Genomic DNA, 18,214 nt, shown 5'->3' on the forward strand with positions numbered 1-18,214 from the left:
TTAAAGTAAATTGAGTCTTTTTTCTATAGCTATTCCATAAACTCTGTCATCATTATCTTTTATAGATGCTTCAACGCAGTCATATATAAACTTTGTAGACTTTTTCAAAGCATTTTCTATACTATCTCCCTTTAGTATATATCCTAATAATGAAGAACCAAAAGCATCTCCTGTTCCAGGTATACTTATATTGATTTTTGGATAATAGCTTGTTATTATATTATTATCTTGATAGCATAGGCATCCTATATTTTCATCTTTTGAAACACTTGTAACTATTACAGTTTTAGGTCCCATTTCAGAAAGTTCTTTAGCCATATTTGTAACTTCTTCTTCTTTGTATCTTATTGAAGGATCTCTTCCCAATAAGATAGCTAATTCTGTAATATTAGGAGTTGCTATATCAGCATATTTTATTATTTCCTTCATAGAGTTTACATGTTCATCAGACATAGAAGGATATAGCTTTCCATTATCTCCAAGTATGGGATCTATAAGAACAGTTTTAATATTAAAATGTTTTATTATATCAACAACAATAGAAGGCTGTTTTCCAGAAGCTATCCAACCTACATAAAAAGCATCAAAAATAGGTTTTCTTATTTTTAATTCTTCCACAATCTTTTCTAATTGCTCTGTTAAATCAAAAGCACAAAAAGATTCGAAAGCAGTGTGATTTGAAAGTATAACACTAACTAGAGGAGAAACCTTTATACCAAAATGAGATAGTACAGGTATATTAACTGTTAGAGATGCTTTACCATAAGAACATAAATCATTTAAGAGCAGCACATTAAAATTATTATTCATAAATTATTTAAATATTATAAGAGATTTACTGTCGGCTAGAACTTTATATCCGGATATTTGTGCAAAATATGCAAATTGCTCAAGACTTATATCATATCTATCTTCTATTTCTTCTTTAGTAACTTTCATTTTTTTCCCGCCGGATAAAAATGAATTAAGTTCAAATCCGCTAGTTCCAAATTTTCTTTCAACTTCTTTTTGAAATGGATTTTTTTTACCTTTTCTCATTTATTGCTCCAATGATATATTTTTATATGTTATCATATAACACTTTTTTTTTCAATAAATTTTACTAAAAAAGCTAATTTATAAACTTTATGAATATAAAAAAATCCTATTCATAAATAAATATGAATAGGATTTTTTATTTTCTATCTTTATTAAGATTATTTATTGTTTAATTAATTCTATAGTTGTTCCATCTGGTTTAATATAACTAGCTTTTGTTTTATCATCGCTGAATATTATTTTATGTTCTTTTATTTCTATTGGATTTTCATTATTTTCAAAGAATATTTCTGATATTGTTAAATCATTTCCATTTATTATAGAAGAATGATAATCTCCTTTAGATGTATTAATGCTAGCATTATTTTCTTCTACTTTTACAATGATATCTCCTGATGAATATGTTCCCAAATAAGGTGTAAATATATCTGATTTCATTAATTCATATGAATATTCTTTTCCATATATGAAATTTATTTGATAAATTATTCTATCTTTTTCTAATTCATAAGACATTATAACTTTTTCATTATTCTTATCATTATGTTCTGATTGTAACATATTACCATTTAATGTGAATGTCATTCCCACATTTGTCATTCCTTTGTATCCGTATATATTACCTTCTTTATCTATAAGTATAGTGTAATTTTTTACTTTAATCTGACCATTGCTGTCATATGTTGGTATATAATAATTACCAGCATAATTACCTAATTCCTTGAATTGCTTTATTACTATATAGTCTTCATCAGGAATGTTAAAATCTTCTTTATCAAAAATATTCTTACCACTAAATTTTAGATGATCATCAAAAAGATTAACTTCTATTATTGAATATATTTGATTATATGTATTACTTAACTGAGTATTTCCATTAACATTTAGTTCCAATGAATTTCCTGATAAGTATAATTCACTTGCTGGAGTTTTATCTTCACCTATATACATGTTTCCATTTTCAATTCTAAAGGCAACATGAGTATAACTTCCGTTTGTAAATTCATGCTGATGGTAATATCTTCCATCATATTTTTTTAGGAAATTAGATATTTCTGAAGCATTTGTTATTATTGAATTTGATGCTGTCTGATTTGAATTATTTCCTGAGCAGCTTACAGCAAATATAATAAATGCTGAAATTAATAAGAATTTTTTAATCATTTTTTTCTCCCAAATTAAAGAATTATTATTTTTTAAATAAATATAATATTTACATATTATAATAATCTAATCAAATAATATTTTAAACGAATAAAAAAGTCAATATTATATTATTATATATAAAAAATAAACTATTAAAATTATTTATTATTGTCTTATTAAATCTATAGTACCGCCGTTATTTGGTTTAGTATAAGATGCTTTTGTTTTATCATCACTGAATACTATTTTATATTCTTTAGTAGGAGTTCTAGATGAATATTTATATATAGTCAAAGTATTTACAACCATAACAGGTGTATATGTATCGCGTATACCAAGTCCATCAGTAATTAGTTCTACTTTTTCAGCTTTAACAGTTAAAGTTGTAGTACCATCTGAAGACTTATATACTCCTATATAAGGACTGAATGAATCATATCTTTTTAAAGCTTCATATTGCAATTGATTATTAATCCAAGTATTACCAAATATCAATCTTTCATTATAAAAATGAAGTTCCTGTTTTCTTGTTGTTCCTCCGACTTTATTATATTTTAATGTTAAAAGTTTATTTTGCAAATATGCACTTGAATAGGTTACATTTAAATGTTCATCAATATATATTTGTCCTGTTGTTGATATAAGAATATAATATTTTTTAGTATCATCATAATCATAGTAATAGTAATTTCCGGCTTCTATTTGCAATTCTGGTATAGGCTCTCCCATTTTATCATCATATCCTTTCTGCAAAGAATATGTTTCTTTATGAAATATAGCGTTGGCAAAAAGATATATATTTCTATTTGTAGCAAAATTAAAAGTATACATTTCATCATTCATATCATAACCGGAAACAACACTTGAAGTTTTTCCTTTTATGTATATTTGCAATTTATTACCAGATAAAGTTTTAGTTGTAGCTATAACTTCTGTACCATATCCATTATATATTTTATCACCATCTATTATATACCTCATATCAAGGCTTCCGTCTTCATATTTTGAATAATAGACTCCATTATGTTTTTTTATAAATTCTGATATCATACTCTGATCTACTATAATTGGTTCTGCAGCACTGCCATTAGGATCTATAAAGCTTCCATCTCCAATATCCTCTTCTAAAGAATATGTTGAATTAGTTATTGATGCTGAGCAAGTTATTATAAATATGATTGCAATTATGCATACGGCAGTTATTATAATTTTTTTTAACATATATAATCTCCTAAACAAATTATTAAAAATATAAAATGAATTTATATAGCATTTACTAAATTTTTAAGAAAATAAATATTATCAAGATATAGCAACATTATCATAAACATAATTACCTTACTGTAATCTATGTAAAATGATATAGTAAGTATATTAAAAGTCAATATTTACTGTTTGTTTTTTATGAACTATAGTAGGTGTATTTTATTATTTGTATATTTTTATATTACTTTGTATAATGTAAATATATTAGAAAATATATTTTTTTTATTTACAATATATTGACATTGTTTTTTTATCTGGTATAATATACTCATACATAATCAAATACTCATGAGGGAGTAATTGGCGTAATTTTACGCGGCAAAGTCAACATCGCAGCTCTTAAATTGTAGAGTTTGGCAAGCCTTAATTAATGAGACTCAGGTATAAATAAATCTTTAAGGATGAATTTATTGTTCTTTAATGATTTATTTATGCATGAGTCTTTTTTTATGCATTTTTTCTTTTATTAAAATTAAAATAATTAAATGAGAGGTTAGTTTATGGATAGTTTTTTAGGGAGTAAAAATGATATTTTAACGGCTCTGAATGTTGATCCAAAAATAGGTTTAACAGAGGAAGGCAGAAAGAAAAGCTTAGAAAAATATGGAGCCAACAGCTTCACAAAAGAAAAAGGCGCAACTTTGATTCAGAAAATATTAGAATCATTGAAAGAGCCTATGATACTCATGCTTATTTTTGCAGGTATTATAGCAATAAGCGTTAATACAGTTGCATATTTCAATGGAGGGCATGCTGATTTTTTAGAATGCTTGGGTATATTTTTGGCTATAAGTTTATCTATTACTATTACTATAGTTATGGAAGGTAAAAGTGCCAAAGCATTCGAGGCTTTAAATAGTATAAATGAAGATATAAGAGTAAAAGTGATAAGAGATGGAAATATAGAAATAATAAATCAGAAAGATTTGCTAGTAGGGGATATCGCTTTTATAGAAACAGGAAATAAACTGCCTGCTGATGGAAGACTTATTGAAAGTGTATCTTTAAATATTGATGAATCTGCTTTAACAGGAGAAAGTGAACCTGTAGAAAAAGATGCAGAAGCATTATTATCTGATACAAAAACTCCTGTAGCTGAGAGAATAAATATGGCTTATTCTGGTTCATTTGTTACTACAGGTAATGGTAAGATGATTGTTACTTCTGTAGGAGATGCAACAGAGTTCGGTAAAATAGCTAGAGAATTATCAAAAACTCAGAAAACTTCTACACCTTTACAAGAGAAACTTGCTCAGTTGGGTAAAAGAATAGCTATGTTCGGTATAACAGCTGCTGTAATAGTTTTTATTATTCAGGTAGTTAATTTTATTAGAACAGGTAATGCTAGTTTTGATACTATATCAGAAGCATTCATTACAAGTATAGTATTGATTGTAGCATCAGTTCCAGAAGGACTTCCTACAATAGTTGCTGTTTCATTATCTATTAATATTATAAAAATGGCTAGACAGAATGCATTAGTTAAAAAAATGGTTGCTTGTGAAACTATAGGAAGCGTTAATGTTATTTGTTCAGATAAAACAGGTACTCTTACAGAGAATAAAATGACATTAAATAAATTATTTGCTAATGGTGAATATATAGAACCTGAAAATATTAAGAATGAAAAGATTATAAAAAACTTTGCTATAAACTCTACTGCTGACGTTGATTATAAAGACGGAATTGCTAAGTTTTTAGGTAATCCGACAGAATGTGCTTTATTAGTTGCTGCTAGTAAATCAGGATTTAATTATAAAGAGATAAGAGAGAAATCAAAAATCATATATGAATATCCTTTCTCATCAGAAACTAAAAATATGACAACGGTTGCTAAAGTTGAGAATGAAACTATTGTATTTACTAAAGGAAGCCCTGAAAAAATAATGGCTATGTGCAGCATTAGCGATGATGAGAAAAAAGGTATTGAAGAGGCGATAGAAAAATTCCAAAATGAGGCAAAAAGAGTAATAGCATTCGCCCATAAAATAGTAGATGATGATATAGAAAATATAAGAGAAAAGCTTGAAAACAATATGGTATATGACGGATTTGTTGCTATATCAGACCCTGTAAGAAAAGAGGTTTACGATGCTGTTGAGCAATGCAGAAGTGCAGGAATAAATATAAAAATGCTTACAGGTGATAATATAGTTACTGCTACTGCGATTGCAAGAGAATTAAAAATACTTAATGAAAATAGTATTGTTCTTGAGGCAAAAGATATTGATGCTATGGATGACAGCACATTAAAACAGAATTTAAGCAAGATATCAGTTATAGCTAGAAGTACTCCTACTGTAAAAATGCGTGTTGTTAATGCTATAAAAGAAATGGGTAATGTTGTTGCTGTTACAGGCGATGGTATTAATGATGCTCCTGCTATTAAGAATGCCGATGTTGGTGTTGCTATGGGTATAACAGGAACTGAAGTATCTAAAGAGGCTAGCGATATAGTTCTTCTTGATGACTCATTTGCTACTATCGTTAAGGCTGTTCAATGGGGAAGAGGAATATACGATAATTTCCAAAGATTTATACAGTTTCAGCTTACTGTTAACTTGGCTTCTGTTGTAGTTGTTCTTATCTCTACATTAACAGGATTTAAATCTCCGTTTTCTGCTATACAGTTATTATGGATAAACATTATTATGGACGGACCTCCTGCTATTGCTTTGGGACTTGAACCTATAAGAGATAATTTGATGAAAAGAATGCCTACAAAAAGAAATGCAAGCATTGTAACTAAAAAAATGATATTCAAAATAGTATTTTCAGCTACTGTTATGATTATATTATTTATGCTTCAAAGTAAGATGAATATATTAAAAGTTGCTGAAGCTGAGCAGTCTACAGTGTTATTTGCTATGTTTGTAATGTTCCAAATATTTAATTCTTTCAACAGTAGAGAATTAGGTTTTGATAGTGTATTTAAATACTTTTTTAATAATAAATTAATGCTTTTAAGTATGGGTATCACTTTTGTATTACAGATATTAGCAACTCAGTATGCCGGAGGATTCTTTAATACAGTACCTTTAAGTTTAAATACTTGGTTAAAAATCGTAGGAATTTCATTTATAGTTATTCTAGCTGCTGAAATTTTTAAAATATTTGCTAGAATGGTTAAGAGATAAATTTTTTACAATAAAAATTGGAATTATTTTTTAAAATAATATATAATAATTCCGAATTTATATATAGTATAAATTTAAAATATAGAGTAGATTTGAAGTATGAATAATATTGCTATTATAGTATTTGTATGTGTATTCATTACACTTTTGCTTATAGTAAAAAAATTTTTATTTGGGAAATCAATAGATAAGATTTCTGATATTGATAAGGTAAATAAGCTTATTAGCGAAGGAAAAAATGATGTTGCCTTATTAAAACTTAAAGAGATTTTAGCTAAAGATAAACCTGGTACAAAAAGGGCAAAAATACATGCCATGATAGGTGATTGCTATGCCAACATGGAAGAATATTCTTTTGCAATAGTAGAATACAGACATGCTATAGATGACGGAGATAAAAATCCGGAAACTATTTTATCATTGGCTAGAGCTTTAAATAAAATTGATAGAAAAGAAGAAGCATTAGCTCAATATCTTACACTTTTTACAATAGACGACTATAAACTTATAGTTTCTTTGGAAATAGGCATAATATACTATGAAAATAAACAATATGATACAGCTATAAAATATTTTGATGAAGCATTAGATGTACAGCCTAATAATTCTGAAGCTTTAAAATATAAGGCTTTTTGTTTTGTTAATATTGGCAATTTCAATGATGCTATATCTGGTATGAATAATATTTATAAGAAGTTTCCTGATGATCCTTTATTAAATTATAATATGGGAAGAGCTTATAGGGGAAGAGAAGATTATAAAACTGCTATAAGATATTATTCTAATTCTTATAAAGATAAAGAATATTCTGTCAGATCATTATATGAAATGGGGCTTTGTTATATAAAATTAGAAAATATTGAATCTGCTATAAAAACTTTGGAAAAAGCTATAAGTTATGACAGCTATGATAAAGAATTAAATTTGGCTATACTTTATACTCTTTCTGAATGTTATGATATAGTTGGTAATATCAATAAATCAATGGAGATATTAGAAAGTGTAATCGTAATGGATCCTAATTATAGAGATGCCAATGAAAAACTTAACAATTATAAAGATTCTAGATATAGTGAAAATATTAAAAAGTTCTTTAAATTAGAGGGTGATGATTTCATTGATATGGCTTTAAAAGTTGTAGCAAGCATAGGACTTATTCCATACTCTTCTAAGATAACTGATAAAAAATATTTAATAGTTTTTGCTAAAGAGAGTAATAGTCCTCATTCTCCTAAAAAGATAATCTATTTTAGGACTTCTTATAGCCCTATATTTAATGATGAGCTTGTACATTTATATGATTATGCTGTTAATGCTAATATTGCTAATACTATGCTTATAACTTGTGCTATGGTTAGTCCTGATGCTATAAGATATGCTGCTATGTCAAGAATTGATATTGTTGGAATAAAGAGACTTGAAAATTTGCTTGATAAATCACAGCTTACAAATTTGCCTGTTGGAGTAACTAGAAGCGAAGAAAAACTAAATTGGATATTGTAAATAAGATAAATTGGTTATAGATATAAACAGCGATAGATGTTATTCATTCTATTGCTGTTTTTATTTTAAATGTTATATTTTAGTAGTTGATTTTTATTTAAAATTAATTCAAAATGATAGAAAATTGTTTATGGGATAGTTGATTGTTAAATGAAAAAGGTACAGGATTTTTATTTTAAAAAGGCAAAAGAAGAAAATTATAAGGCTAGAAGTGTATTTAAACTAGAAGAAGCTCAAAATAAATTTAAATTTATAAAGGCATCAGATAATGTTCTTGATGTAGGCTGTTCTCCAGGATCTTTCAGTCAGTATATGCTCAATAAAATATTGAAAAGCGGTTCTGTAGTGGGTGTTGATATACTTCCTAATTCATTTGCTCATCAAAGATTTACTTTTATATTGGGAGATATAAAGGATATGGATGTTACAACATTCAATAATACTTTATTCGATGTTGTAGTAAGCGATGCTATGCCGAATACTACATCAGACAGAGAAACTAATCATTTCCGTTCTATTTCTTTATGCAGATCTATATTTGATTTAGCTAAAGAAGTATTAAAAGAAAATGGGAATTTTTTTATAAAGGTTTTTGACGGTAAAGATTTGCAGGATTTTAAGAAAGAACTATCTGAATACTTTGATTCTGTAAATGTATTCAAGCCCAAAAGTTCAAGAGATGAGAGCAGGGAAATATTTTTATTTTGTAAAAACTTTAAAAAGTTACGATAATATAAAGGGGGATAATAATGAAAAGAGAATTTGCTTTAGTATTGGAAACTTATGATAATAATGTAGCTAAAGTTGAATTGCAAAGAAGCGCAAGCTGTGATGGATGTACTATATGTAATTCTGGTAAACCTGTTGTTCTTAGAGCATTCAATAATATTAATGCTAATAAAGGGGACAGTGTTGTTATAGAAGTAGAAGAACTAAAAAGGGGTACTAACTTTTTTGTTTATGTAATACCTTTGATTTGTCTTATAGCAGGGTATTTCATTGGAGAGTATATATCTAAATTATCAAATATAGAACATAATTTAGGCCCTATATTTGCTTTTATTGTGTTTTTTATTTATGTTATTTTGGGATTAAGAAAATTAAAAAAGGATAATAAAATAATAGCTAATATAATTTGTAAAAATCAAGTTATAGAAAATTTTAATGAATAATAAGGCTTTATATGAAAAAAATAATATCAACTATAATAGCAATAATAGCAGCATCAATAATAACATATTTGTTCATTTCCAAGGATAAACCTTATGAGGAATTATATACAATAGGAAATGATGCTGTATCGTCTGTTAATAAAGTTACAGGATTAAAAATACATCCTAAGATAGATGATATAGAAGAGGGTGATATAAAAATATTAAATTTTTATGATGTTGATGATGTTCTTAGTTATAGTGTGAAGTACGCAAATTATTTATGGAAAAATGAAGGATATTATATCACAACAAATTATTATTTTGGAAAACAGCCTGATGGAAAAATAGAACTTGCTAAAAACTCAACTGAAAATGGCAGAGTTATAAGAATAAATGTAGAATGCAATACTAATAATTCATTTACAGTTATATTAAGCTTACTTAATGGCAGTTTAATAATGAGAAACACTAATGAAATGAATACTAATAATACTACTAATGAAGTAAATACAGTAAATACAAATAATTAAAAAAATAATGTATATACAAAAAAAGCTGATAACTTAATTAATAAAGTTATCAGCTTTTATTTATAATTAATATTATTATTATATATTATCCATATTGAAATTAAGCCAATATCCTAACTCTTTAAATGATGCTTTTTCTTCATCATTAAATTTTATGTCTGTGTTTTTATATTTTAAAATTATTTTATAAAATATATTTTCAAATGTATTTCTATCTATAGGCATATCATTATTTGATAAAAATTTAATATCTTTAAGTGCATCATATATTGTTTCAGTATTTCCTGTTTCATATAATGTATTCAAAGCATTTTTTATATTATCTCCAATTAGACTTGATATTCCGCTATTTGATATAAATATACCTGCACTTCTTGCATCTTTTAAATCACCGGATACTTCATCATAAGCGTCTCTTCCTCTTTCTATGATTTTTTCTCTTAGTATTGGAGAAGCCATAGCACCCATTATTCTTCTATAGTCATAATCAGGAGTAACGCTGTTTAAATTGAAATATGTGAAAAGTTTTCTATATTCAGGATATATTTCATGCATCAAATGATCTAATTTTTTTATGTCATTTTCAAATAAACTGTCAGCTAATTTATCTCTTATATCTGAATTTAAATCTTTCAAATACATTGTATAAACAGAGCATTTATCTAGTTCATCATAATTTTCTGATATTTGTATTTGATTTTTAAATTCATGATTTTCATTAGATGTATTAACTCTAAAATATATATCTGCTGCTATATTATCTATTAATACACCTTCTATAATATTTTTTTCTATTTTAGTTGATTTTATTTCATGTTTGAAAATATTGATATGAACATCTCTGTATTCACTTGCTATGAGATTAAATATAAAGTAATTAATAACATAAAGTTTTGCAAATACATCAACTTTTGCTTCTTTTTCATAGAAATATTTTGCACTATGATGTTCAGGTTTATTGCTTATTGATTTTTCAAGCATTTTCAAAAATTCTTTTTGAGCTTCATCAACAAAATCAACATTTTTATCTTTTACTAATAATCTAGCATAATGGAAAGATTGTTCAGCATACTGCATATTTTTTATAGGTTCTAGTCTCGATACATCTTCAAAGAACCAGCCGCATGATGTATATGAAAATAAAGAGTATTTATAAGATTCCATTAAAAATACAAATTCTTTAAATGATATATATTTGCTGCATATTTCGTATAGATCTCTTGCATCTAAATCATTATATATAGCTCTTACATATTCTTCTCTTAAAGAATTTCTAGTTTCATCTGTGAAGTCTAGGAAAGTTTTGAATAATTTATCTTGCATTTTTCTCAAAATATCGAAAGCATCTCTTAAAGGACCTCTCCAAGATAAATCACATCCGTCCCAGCCTCCGCATCCGCAGTTGCTTCTCCATCTTTCTACTCCATGCGAACAGCTCCAAGAAGTCCCTCTTCCACCGGTTCCGCTATGAAGTATTACTTCTTCTGTAGGCGGATGTATATTTAAATAATGTTCATAATTAGTTGGAGTGATATTATCATAATGAACATTCTCTTTAAAATATCTTGCCAAACACATATCAGCAAAAGGTTCATGGTGTCCGTAACTTTCGCCGTCAGTAGCTATATTTACAAGTTTTCTTTCTCCATAAGCATTTCTTATTCTTTCTGCAAGTTTATCAGATGAAGTAAGTAAATGTTCAAAGGCTATTGCCTGAGATATATATGGATCATAAAAAAATACAATTATTCTTTTTCCATTGTGTCCGTAAAGCCAATAAGGTTTTGAAGTATCTATTTTTCCGCCTGATACATCTAATGTTGTTATGTTTTTTACATAATGTGCTTGATATGGAGAGAGTATTGTAAATTTAACACCGCAATCATATAAAGCATCAACTACATCTAAATTTATTGCAGTTTCTGAAAGCCAGATTCCGCTTGATTTTCTTCCAAAATATTTCTCAAAATTATATAATCCCCATTTTATCTGCACTCTCATATCTTCTTTTTTGGCTAGAGGCAATATTATATGATTATAAACCTGAGCAATTGCATTTCCATATCCAAGTCTTTCTATACTTCTTTTATCTGCTTCCAATATACGTTTTAATAGATCTTCTCTTGTCTTTGCTATATAATCAAGTAGGGTAGGACCAAAATTGAAACTCATATATTCATAATTATTAGACATATCATTTATTCTTCCATAACCGTCTAATATTCTTGAATAAGCATTAGGACTATAACATTCATTCGTTATTCTTTCATTCCAGTCATGTGCGGGGGCTGCACTTGCTTCCTTTTGTATTTCGCCTAAAAATGGATTTTCTCTTGGAGGCTGGTAGAAATGACCGTGCAGTATCAAATATCTCATATTATATCCTAATATTATGAAGTAGCATATTTTATGATTATAAGTATTTTATATATTATTGCAAGATTTTTTTACTTGAAATTATATTATTTTTTTAATATAAAATATTGTATACAAATAAATACTTGACTTTTAATTATAGTCTAATATAATATAAAATATATTCTTTTTTGTAACTCATTTTAAGGAGATAGTTAATGAACAGAGTAGTATCCTTGATCTTATTATTTTTATTGACATTAAGCACTTTAACTTATGCTGTAGATAAAAAATATATACCAAATAATGTTGATAGTGTTTTCTCTATTAATGCTGGAACTATGGCTGAAAAAGGAGAAATTAATTTACAAGACATTTTCAATAAATTTTTTATGCAGCAATATGCTGATAGATATTTAGAATACAGAGATGATGATTTCGTTGCTGAAGTTATGACAAATAGATTAAATGATTATATAGATTTTTCTAAAACATCAAGAATAGTTTTCTTTAATGGATATCAGCAAATGACATTACTTTTTGATGTTAAGGATATTACCGAATTAGATAAGCTTATGATAAAAATGGCAAGTCAGGAAGATAAATTAGTTTCTGTTGCTGAAAATGCTGCTTATAGATATTTGGCATTAGATGAATATAATTTGATTTCATGGAATAAAGAAATATTTTCTGTTACATTGAAACTTAAAGACAATTATTGGTATAATGAAGAATTAAATAAAGAAGATATTACTAATATAGCTAATTATGTATTTATTAATAATACTCCTTTAGAAGATGAAAAGTTCTTAACTTTAGAAAATGAAACTAATGATTCTTATGTTTGGGCTAATTTATCATTATTGGCTGATGAGAATTCTGATTTTGCTAAATTTTTATTCGGCAGAAGTTATGATGGAATATCTAAAGAGGCATATAAAGATGCCGTTATCACTACAAAAATAAATTTCAATAATGGAGATGCTCAGGTACTTCTTGACAGCTATACTCCTAATTATCCTTATGACAGTTTATTACTAAAGAAAGAATTAGCTGATAATATATATTCATTTGTTAATGGTGAAAATAATTATGGTTTCTTATCTTTAGCATTCAATAGTAAAGAATTATCTAACTATCTTAAAAATATTATAGGAGATATGAGCAGCCTTCCTCTTAAAGAAGAATTAAAAGCTCTTGAAGAGAATGGAATAGATGCTTATAAATTTATAGAACTTTTGGGCGGAGACATATTTGTATCTGTTTGGGATGATCCTAATGCTGATACTGATGAATCTCCTGCTTTATTGATTTCTGCTTCTATAACTGATACTGATACAGTTAAAGTAATATTACAGGCATTTGCTGAAGATGTTACTGATGATATTTATACAATTGGCGGTAATTTATGCTATATAAAAGATTCTATATTATATATTTCTGATAATTCTAATGTTATAGATTCTATAATTAATGGTGAAAAGCCAGCAACAGCATTATCTGCTGATAAAGTTGAAATAGCTAAAAATAATACTATGGCTTTATATTTAGAGTTTAATTCTAATTTATCATTATATGGTATTGGAGATGAATATACTGAAACTTTTGAATCAGTTTATATAACTTCAAATATATTAGAAAGCAATCATACTCAAATGCTTTTAAAAGTAAATATGAGAGATAAAGAAAGAAATTCTCTTTCTATAATAAAATCTTTCCTTGGATTATAATACTAATATAAATGCGATTAGATGAATATGTGCATAGTGAAGGCTATACAGAAAGCAGATCTAAAGCACAGGATATAATACTAGCCGGTTGTGTTTTTGTTAATGGAGTAAAGGTAACTTCTAAGGCTCATAAAATAAAAGATACTGATAATATAGAAGTTGTTCAGAATATAAAATATGTATCAAGAGCTGGAGAAAAATTAGAAAAGGCGTTTGTAGAATTTGGAATATCTGTAGAAAATAAAATATGTTTAGATATAGGAGCTTCTACAGGAGGATTTACAGATTGTCTGCTTAAGCATGGTGCTAAAAAAGTTTATGCTCTTGATGTAGGACATAATCAGCTAGTTTATAAACTTCGTAATGATAATAGGGTAGTGTCAATAGAAGATTTCAATGCCAAAGATATAAATAAAGAAATGTTCAATGATGAAATCCCATCTGTAATAGTAAGTGACGTATCATTTATATCAATAACAAAAATAGCACCAATCATATTTAAAGAATTAAATAATTTAGAGTTTTGGGTAACTTTAATAAAACCACAATTTGAAGCTGAAAGAGGTGATGTTTCAAAAGGCGGTATAATACGAGATGATATACTTAGAGAAAAAATATTAAATAATGCTATTTCAAAGATAATAGACTGCGGATTTAAAGAAGTTAATAGAACCATCTCTCCTATAAAAGGTGCTAAAGGTAATATAGAATATTTAGCTCATTTTATTATTTAATCATTTTCTATTTTATGTGTATTTCTCTGTTTATATATTTCATATTCTTTATAGAAGCCTTCTACATCATTTACCATTAAATATCCTTCTTCTGATATATCTAATGATTTTATTTTTAATATTTCATTTTCTACATTACTTTTATATTCTATGCCTATCATAGAACAAATATCATTTATATTATATTGAAATTTTATTTTGTTTATATTTTTGAATAAAAGTTCAGTTTTTATTAACGCTTCTATTATTATCACGAATTTGCTTACTACTTTATTAGCATTAAAAGACCTTATTCTAGAAATAGTACTGTATATTCTCATACTCATCATTTTTACAAAGTATAGTCTAAGAGTTCTATCAGACTGCACTAAATTCATAGCATCTTCTTTTTTTATTAATTGTATAATAGAGTCTTCCAAAACTACAGCAGTAGTTGAAAGATATTTACTATTTTTAGAAATAGGGCTATATCCGTTAAGTACATCATCGGTAGTTAATACTCTTCTTGTTACCTGTTTGGAATCAAATATATTATATACTCCAACTTTTCCATATTTTATTATATACAAATTATCTTTGCTTTGAAGTTCTGTATATAAACAATATCCTTTTTTATATTTGTATATGTTTGCTTCTATATTTTCAGGTTCTTCAACAGGTTTTATACTATTATATAAATTATCAAGTTCTTCTTTTTTCTCTTCATCATTAGGATTCATTTCTACATATTTTTTATATAGTTTATATGCAGCATCTGTAAATCCATTATTAATGTATATTTTGCACATTTCCAGAATATCAAAATTTTTAGATTTAGTATGTCTGTTATAATATGGGGTATTTTCTTTATGCAAAAAGTAATAGTATCTGTTAAGCCATCTTTCTATATTAAGCAGAAGATAATCATATATTTTATTTATAAGGCTTATAGTATTTATTTTTTCTATTTCATTGATATTCATTTCTATTACTTCTGTATCTTCTAAGGCTTTTACTGTTGAGAAATAAGGTTCATTTAAAACGGCATTGAATAATCCTATAATTTCACCTTCTTTATATTCTACGGTATAATTATCAGCAAAATAACTATATACTAGAACTCTTCCTTTTTTTATTATATAAAATGTATATTTAGGCTCCTGACCTTCTATAAATATTGTTGCAGATTTATTAAAATTTATGGTTTTGTAATTTAACATAAATAATCCCTATATAATTTGTAAATATTTTAATACATTTATATAGGATGTCAATAATTATTTTTTTGATATTCATGATATTCTATAAAAAAATCATTAATATTTATGATTCTTATGTATTTATCATTCATTATTTCTAATGATTTGATTTTTTTTAAATTATTAAGAATATCATTTATATCTAATTTTATAGAGTTTTCTATATCATAAATAGTATAACTTAATACAGTTGTATTTATTTCTTCAAATAAAGTTTCTGTTTTTAGCAGGGCAGAAATTATTATAAATAATTTTGAAAGAGTATTATTTTCTTCTAATGCTTTTATTTTAGATAATATATTTATTACTTTTATTGACATCATTTTCACATGATAGCTTCTAAGATGTTTATCTTTTATTATCATTTCTATAAATTCTTCTTTAGTTACTACTTTTATATAAGAAGTTTCCAAAGCAACAGCTGAAGTTAATAAAGGTTTATATTCTAATTTTGGTTCATATCCGTCAAGAACATAATTTTTTTTGTATATATCTTTTAGAAAAAGTTTTCCATTTATTACATTGTATATTCCTATTCTTCCGGATAATATTATATATAAATGATTACTTGCTTTGAATTCTGTATATAAACAGCATCCTTTTTTATACAATAATATATTTGAAGTAAATGTGCTTGGATTATTAGGAGGAGTAAGTTTTAATAGTTCTTTTTTGGCATATTCTATATCATTTTTATCTTCTAATGTTTCTATATAGTCTTCATATAATTTATGGGCTACATCAGGAAGATCATTTTTTAGGTATATTTCTGCCATTGTGAAAATATTTTCTTTATAATACAAGTCAACTTTATTTTTTACTAAAATTATATAATAGCGGGATAGCCAAGTTTCTAATGTAGTATTAAGATAATTATATATTGTTTTTATTAAATCATTATTTGTAATATTGCCTATATCAGATAGGGTCAATTCCAAAACCTCAACATCTTCTACAGCTTCCATGGTAACAGAATAGGGTTCTGATGCTGCCAGATTAACTAGCCCTATAATATGCCCCACATTATATTCTCTATCATAGTTATTAGAATTTATTGCATAGCATCTAGCTTTGCCTTTTGTTATTATATAAAATGAATCCTTTGGAAAATTGCCTTCCTCGTATATAAAAGAGGACTTTTGGAATGTAATAGTGTTGTAATTATTCATGTTATTATAAAACTAATTTTTTATTATATTGTAATAATTATCTTGTATAATTTTCGTATTCTTCTAGAAAATATTCAGTATTATTAACTATAATATTTTTGAATGTGTCTAGTTCTACATATTTTATATTTTCAAATTCTGCACATATTTCTTTTACATCATTATCCAAATCTATCATATCGATAATATCTTTTATTTTATAAGGTAATTTAATTTTTTCTTCTTTTTTAAATAAAATTTCTATTTTTATGATAGCATATAATATAATAATTAATTTATTTTTTAGTTCTTTTTCTTTAACAGCCTTTATTTTTAAAGTTACATTATTAACCTTTACTGCTGTTACAAGTATCAAAGCAATTCTTAATTGTTCATTCTTATTTGCAGCATTTATAAGTTCTTCTTTTTTTAATATTTGTATTATAGAATCTTCAAGTACTATAGCAGTTGTCAATAGAGGTTTATATTCTAAAGATGGAGGATATCCATTTATTATGTATCCCTCAGGATATATTAATCTTACAGTTTGTTTTTGATTAATAATATTATATATTCCGACTCTCCCTGATTTTATTATATAAACATAATTACTAGAATCTATTTCTGTATATAAACAATATCCTTTTTTTACTTTATATGTATTTTCAGATATGAGTTCAGGTTTTTGGGTAGGTTTGAGATATTTTAGGAATTCTTCTACTTTTTCTGTATTACATTCATTTTTACATAGTTCTAAATATTGAATGCATATTTTATAACTAGCATCTATAAAATTATTATTCTTATATATGCTAGCCATAATTAATATGTCTTCTTTGTTGTATAAATCAACTTTATTTTTTATAACCAAACTATAATATTTACTAAGCCAAGTTTCAAGTATATAAGATAAATAATTTGATACTCTATTAACTAATTCCTTACTTGTAATTTGAACAATATTATTTATATTTATTTTTAATACTTCTACATCTTCTAAAGCTTCAGTAGTTACACAGTATGGTTCTTTTATTATAGCAGATACCAAACCTATTATACCGCCTTCTTTTAACGATATTTTGTAGTTTTCATAAAAATTATTATAGGATATAACTCTTCCTTTGGTAATTATATAAAAGTAATCTTTAGGTGATTCACCATTGTTAAATAAAATTGAAGATTTATCAAATCTTTCTGTGATATTATTGGACATATACTATTTCTAACACTATTAA

Annotated in this window: 15 protein-coding genes; 7 read left to right on the forward strand and 8 right to left on the reverse strand. The window is 26.1% G+C overall.

What is annotated here, in order from left to right; genetic code table 11:
* The 4 genes from BHYOB78_RS05345 to BHYOB78_RS05360 form a co-directional block, all read right to left on the reverse strand.
* Complete coding sequence (locus BHYOB78_RS05345; RefSeq protein WP_020063430.1) at window positions 1-810, reverse strand: pyridoxamine kinase; 810 nt, start codon at window positions 808-810, stop codon at window positions 1-3.
* Between the two features lie 3 nt (window positions 811-813).
* Complete coding sequence (locus tag BHYOB78_RS05350; protein ID WP_012669781.1) at window positions 814-1,038, reverse strand: hypothetical protein; 225 nt, start codon at window positions 1,036-1,038, stop codon at window positions 814-816.
* 162 nt (window positions 1,039-1,200) lie between these two features.
* Complete coding sequence (locus BHYOB78_RS05355; RefSeq protein ID WP_020063431.1) at window positions 1,201-2,202, reverse strand: hypothetical protein; 1,002 nt, start codon at window positions 2,200-2,202, stop codon at window positions 1,201-1,203.
* A 147-nt stretch (window positions 2,203-2,349) separates the two neighbouring features.
* Entirely contained in the window at window positions 2,350-3,405 is a 1,056-nt protein-coding gene (locus BHYOB78_RS05360) for a hypothetical protein (RefSeq protein ID WP_020063432.1), read from the reverse strand.
* A gap of 545 nt (window positions 3,406-3,950) precedes the next feature.
* Between BHYOB78_RS05360 and BHYOB78_RS05365 the strand changes: the two genes are divergently transcribed.
* The 5 genes from BHYOB78_RS05365 to BHYOB78_RS05385 all read left to right on the forward strand — a co-directional run bounded on the left by BHYOB78_RS05365 (window position 3,951) and on the right by BHYOB78_RS05385 (window position 9,774).
* Window positions 3,951-6,587, forward strand: a complete 2,637-nt coding sequence (locus BHYOB78_RS05365; protein WP_020063433.1) for a calcium-translocating P-type ATPase, PMCA-type — start codon at window positions 3,951-3,953, stop codon at window positions 6,585-6,587.
* A gap of 99 nt (window positions 6,588-6,686) precedes the next feature.
* On the forward strand, window positions 6,687-8,090 hold the full coding sequence (locus BHYOB78_RS05370) for a tetratricopeptide repeat protein (RefSeq protein WP_012669785.1): 1,404 nt from the start codon (window positions 6,687-6,689) through the stop codon (window positions 8,088-8,090).
* 150 nt (window positions 8,091-8,240) lie between these two features.
* Complete coding sequence (locus BHYOB78_RS05375) at window positions 8,241-8,822, forward strand: SAM-dependent methyltransferase (protein ID WP_020063434.1); 582 nt, start codon at window positions 8,241-8,243, stop codon at window positions 8,820-8,822.
* A 17-nt stretch (window positions 8,823-8,839) separates the two neighbouring features.
* On the forward strand, window positions 8,840-9,262 hold the full coding sequence (locus BHYOB78_RS05380) for a SoxR reducing system RseC family protein (RefSeq protein ID WP_012669787.1): 423 nt from the start codon (window positions 8,840-8,842) through the stop codon (window positions 9,260-9,262).
* 11 nt (window positions 9,263-9,273) lie between these two features.
* Window positions 9,274-9,774 (forward strand): hypothetical protein, encoded by a 501-nt coding sequence (locus BHYOB78_RS05385; RefSeq protein WP_020063435.1) that lies wholly within the window; start codon window positions 9,274-9,276, stop codon window positions 9,772-9,774.
* 78 nt (window positions 9,775-9,852) lie between these two features.
* Here BHYOB78_RS05385 and BHYOB78_RS05390 read toward each other — a convergent pair whose 3' ends face one another.
* Complete coding sequence (locus BHYOB78_RS05390) at window positions 9,853-12,150, reverse strand: DUF3536 domain-containing protein (RefSeq protein WP_012669789.1); 2,298 nt, start codon at window positions 12,148-12,150, stop codon at window positions 9,853-9,855.
* Between the two features lie 197 nt (window positions 12,151-12,347).
* Here BHYOB78_RS05390 and BHYOB78_RS05395 point away from each other — a divergent pair, with 197 nt between their 5' ends.
* Together BHYOB78_RS05395 and BHYOB78_RS05400 are read left to right on the forward strand one after the other, a co-directional pair.
* A complete protein-coding gene (locus tag BHYOB78_RS05395) occupies window positions 12,348-13,859 on the forward strand; it encodes a hypothetical protein (protein WP_020063436.1) in 1,512 nt (503 codons plus the stop codon).
* Window positions 13,860-13,870: 11 nt separating this feature from the next.
* Window positions 13,871-14,593, forward strand: coding sequence for a TlyA family RNA methyltransferase (locus BHYOB78_RS05400; RefSeq protein ID WP_012669791.1), 723 nt, complete (start codon window positions 13,871-13,873; stop codon window positions 14,591-14,593).
* Here the strand turns inward: BHYOB78_RS05400 and BHYOB78_RS05405 are convergent.
* Genes BHYOB78_RS05405 through BHYOB78_RS05415 form a run of 3 tightly spaced genes read right to left on the reverse strand, consistent with a single transcriptional unit; the run spans window position 14,590 to window position 18,192 of the window.
* A complete protein-coding gene (locus BHYOB78_RS05405) occupies window positions 14,590-15,792 on the reverse strand; it encodes a cyclic nucleotide-binding domain-containing protein (protein ID WP_012669792.1) in 1,203 nt (400 codons plus the stop codon). The genes BHYOB78_RS05400 and BHYOB78_RS05405 overlap by 4 nt on opposite strands.
* 50 nt (window positions 15,793-15,842) lie before the next feature.
* Window positions 15,843-17,000 (reverse strand): Crp/Fnr family transcriptional regulator, encoded by a 1,158-nt coding sequence (locus BHYOB78_RS05410; protein WP_012669793.1) that lies wholly within the window; start codon window positions 16,998-17,000, stop codon window positions 15,843-15,845.
* A gap of 37 nt (window positions 17,001-17,037) precedes the next feature.
* Entirely contained in the window at window positions 17,038-18,192 is a 1,155-nt protein-coding gene (locus tag BHYOB78_RS05415) for a cyclic nucleotide-binding domain-containing protein (protein ID WP_012669794.1), read from the reverse strand.
* Window positions 18,193-18,214 lie beyond the last annotated feature (22 nt).

It is taken from the genome of Brachyspira hyodysenteriae ATCC 27164, from assembly GCF_001676785.2.
Classification (GTDB): Bacteria; Spirochaetota; Brachyspiria; order Brachyspirales; family Brachyspiraceae; genus Brachyspira; species Brachyspira hyodysenteriae.

Excerpts from the sequence above, each read along its gene's own strand:
- BHYOB78_RS05350 (WP_012669781.1), bottom strand. The coding sequence starts at position 1,038 with ATGAGAAAAGGTAAAAAAAATCCATTTCAAAAAGAAGTTGAAAGAAAA.
- BHYOB78_RS05400 (WP_012669791.1), top strand. The coding sequence starts at position 13,871 with ATGCGATTAGATGAATATGTGCATAGTGAAGGCTATACAGAAAGCAGA.
- BHYOB78_RS05375 (WP_020063434.1), top strand. The coding sequence starts at position 8,241 with ATGAAAAAGGTACAGGATTTTTATTTTAAAAAGGCAAAAGAAGAAAAT.
- BHYOB78_RS05355 (WP_020063431.1), bottom strand. The coding sequence starts at position 2,202 with ATGATTAAAAAATTCTTATTAATTTCAGCATTTATTATATTTGCTGTA.
- BHYOB78_RS05360 (WP_020063432.1), bottom strand. The coding sequence starts at position 3,405 with ATGTTAAAAAAAATTATAATAACTGCCGTATGCATAATTGCAATCATA.
- BHYOB78_RS05405 (WP_012669792.1), bottom strand. The coding sequence starts at position 15,792 with ATGTTAAATTACAAAACCATAAATTTTAATAAATCTGCAACAATATTT.
- BHYOB78_RS05395 (WP_020063436.1), top strand. The coding sequence starts at position 12,348 with ATGAACAGAGTAGTATCCTTGATCTTATTATTTTTATTGACATTAAGC.
- BHYOB78_RS05385 (WP_020063435.1), top strand. The coding sequence starts at position 9,274 with ATGAAAAAAATAATATCAACTATAATAGCAATAATAGCAGCATCAATA.
- BHYOB78_RS05370 (WP_012669785.1), top strand. The coding sequence starts at position 6,687 with ATGAATAATATTGCTATTATAGTATTTGTATGTGTATTCATTACACTT.
- BHYOB78_RS05365 (WP_020063433.1), top strand. The coding sequence starts at position 3,951 with ATGGATAGTTTTTTAGGGAGTAAAAATGATATTTTAACGGCTCTGAAT.
- BHYOB78_RS05345 (WP_020063430.1), bottom strand. The coding sequence starts at position 810 with ATGAATAATAATTTTAATGTGCTGCTCTTAAATGATTTATGTTCTTAT.
- BHYOB78_RS05415 (WP_012669794.1), bottom strand. The coding sequence starts at position 18,192 with ATGTCCAATAATATCACAGAAAGATTTGATAAATCTTCAATTTTATTT.
- BHYOB78_RS05390 (WP_012669789.1), bottom strand. The coding sequence starts at position 12,150 with ATGAGATATTTGATACTGCACGGTCATTTCTACCAGCCTCCAAGAGAA.
- BHYOB78_RS05410 (WP_012669793.1), bottom strand. The coding sequence starts at position 17,000 with ATGAATAATTACAACACTATTACATTCCAAAAGTCCTCTTTTATATAC.
- BHYOB78_RS05380 (WP_012669787.1), top strand. The coding sequence starts at position 8,840 with ATGAAAAGAGAATTTGCTTTAGTATTGGAAACTTATGATAATAATGTA.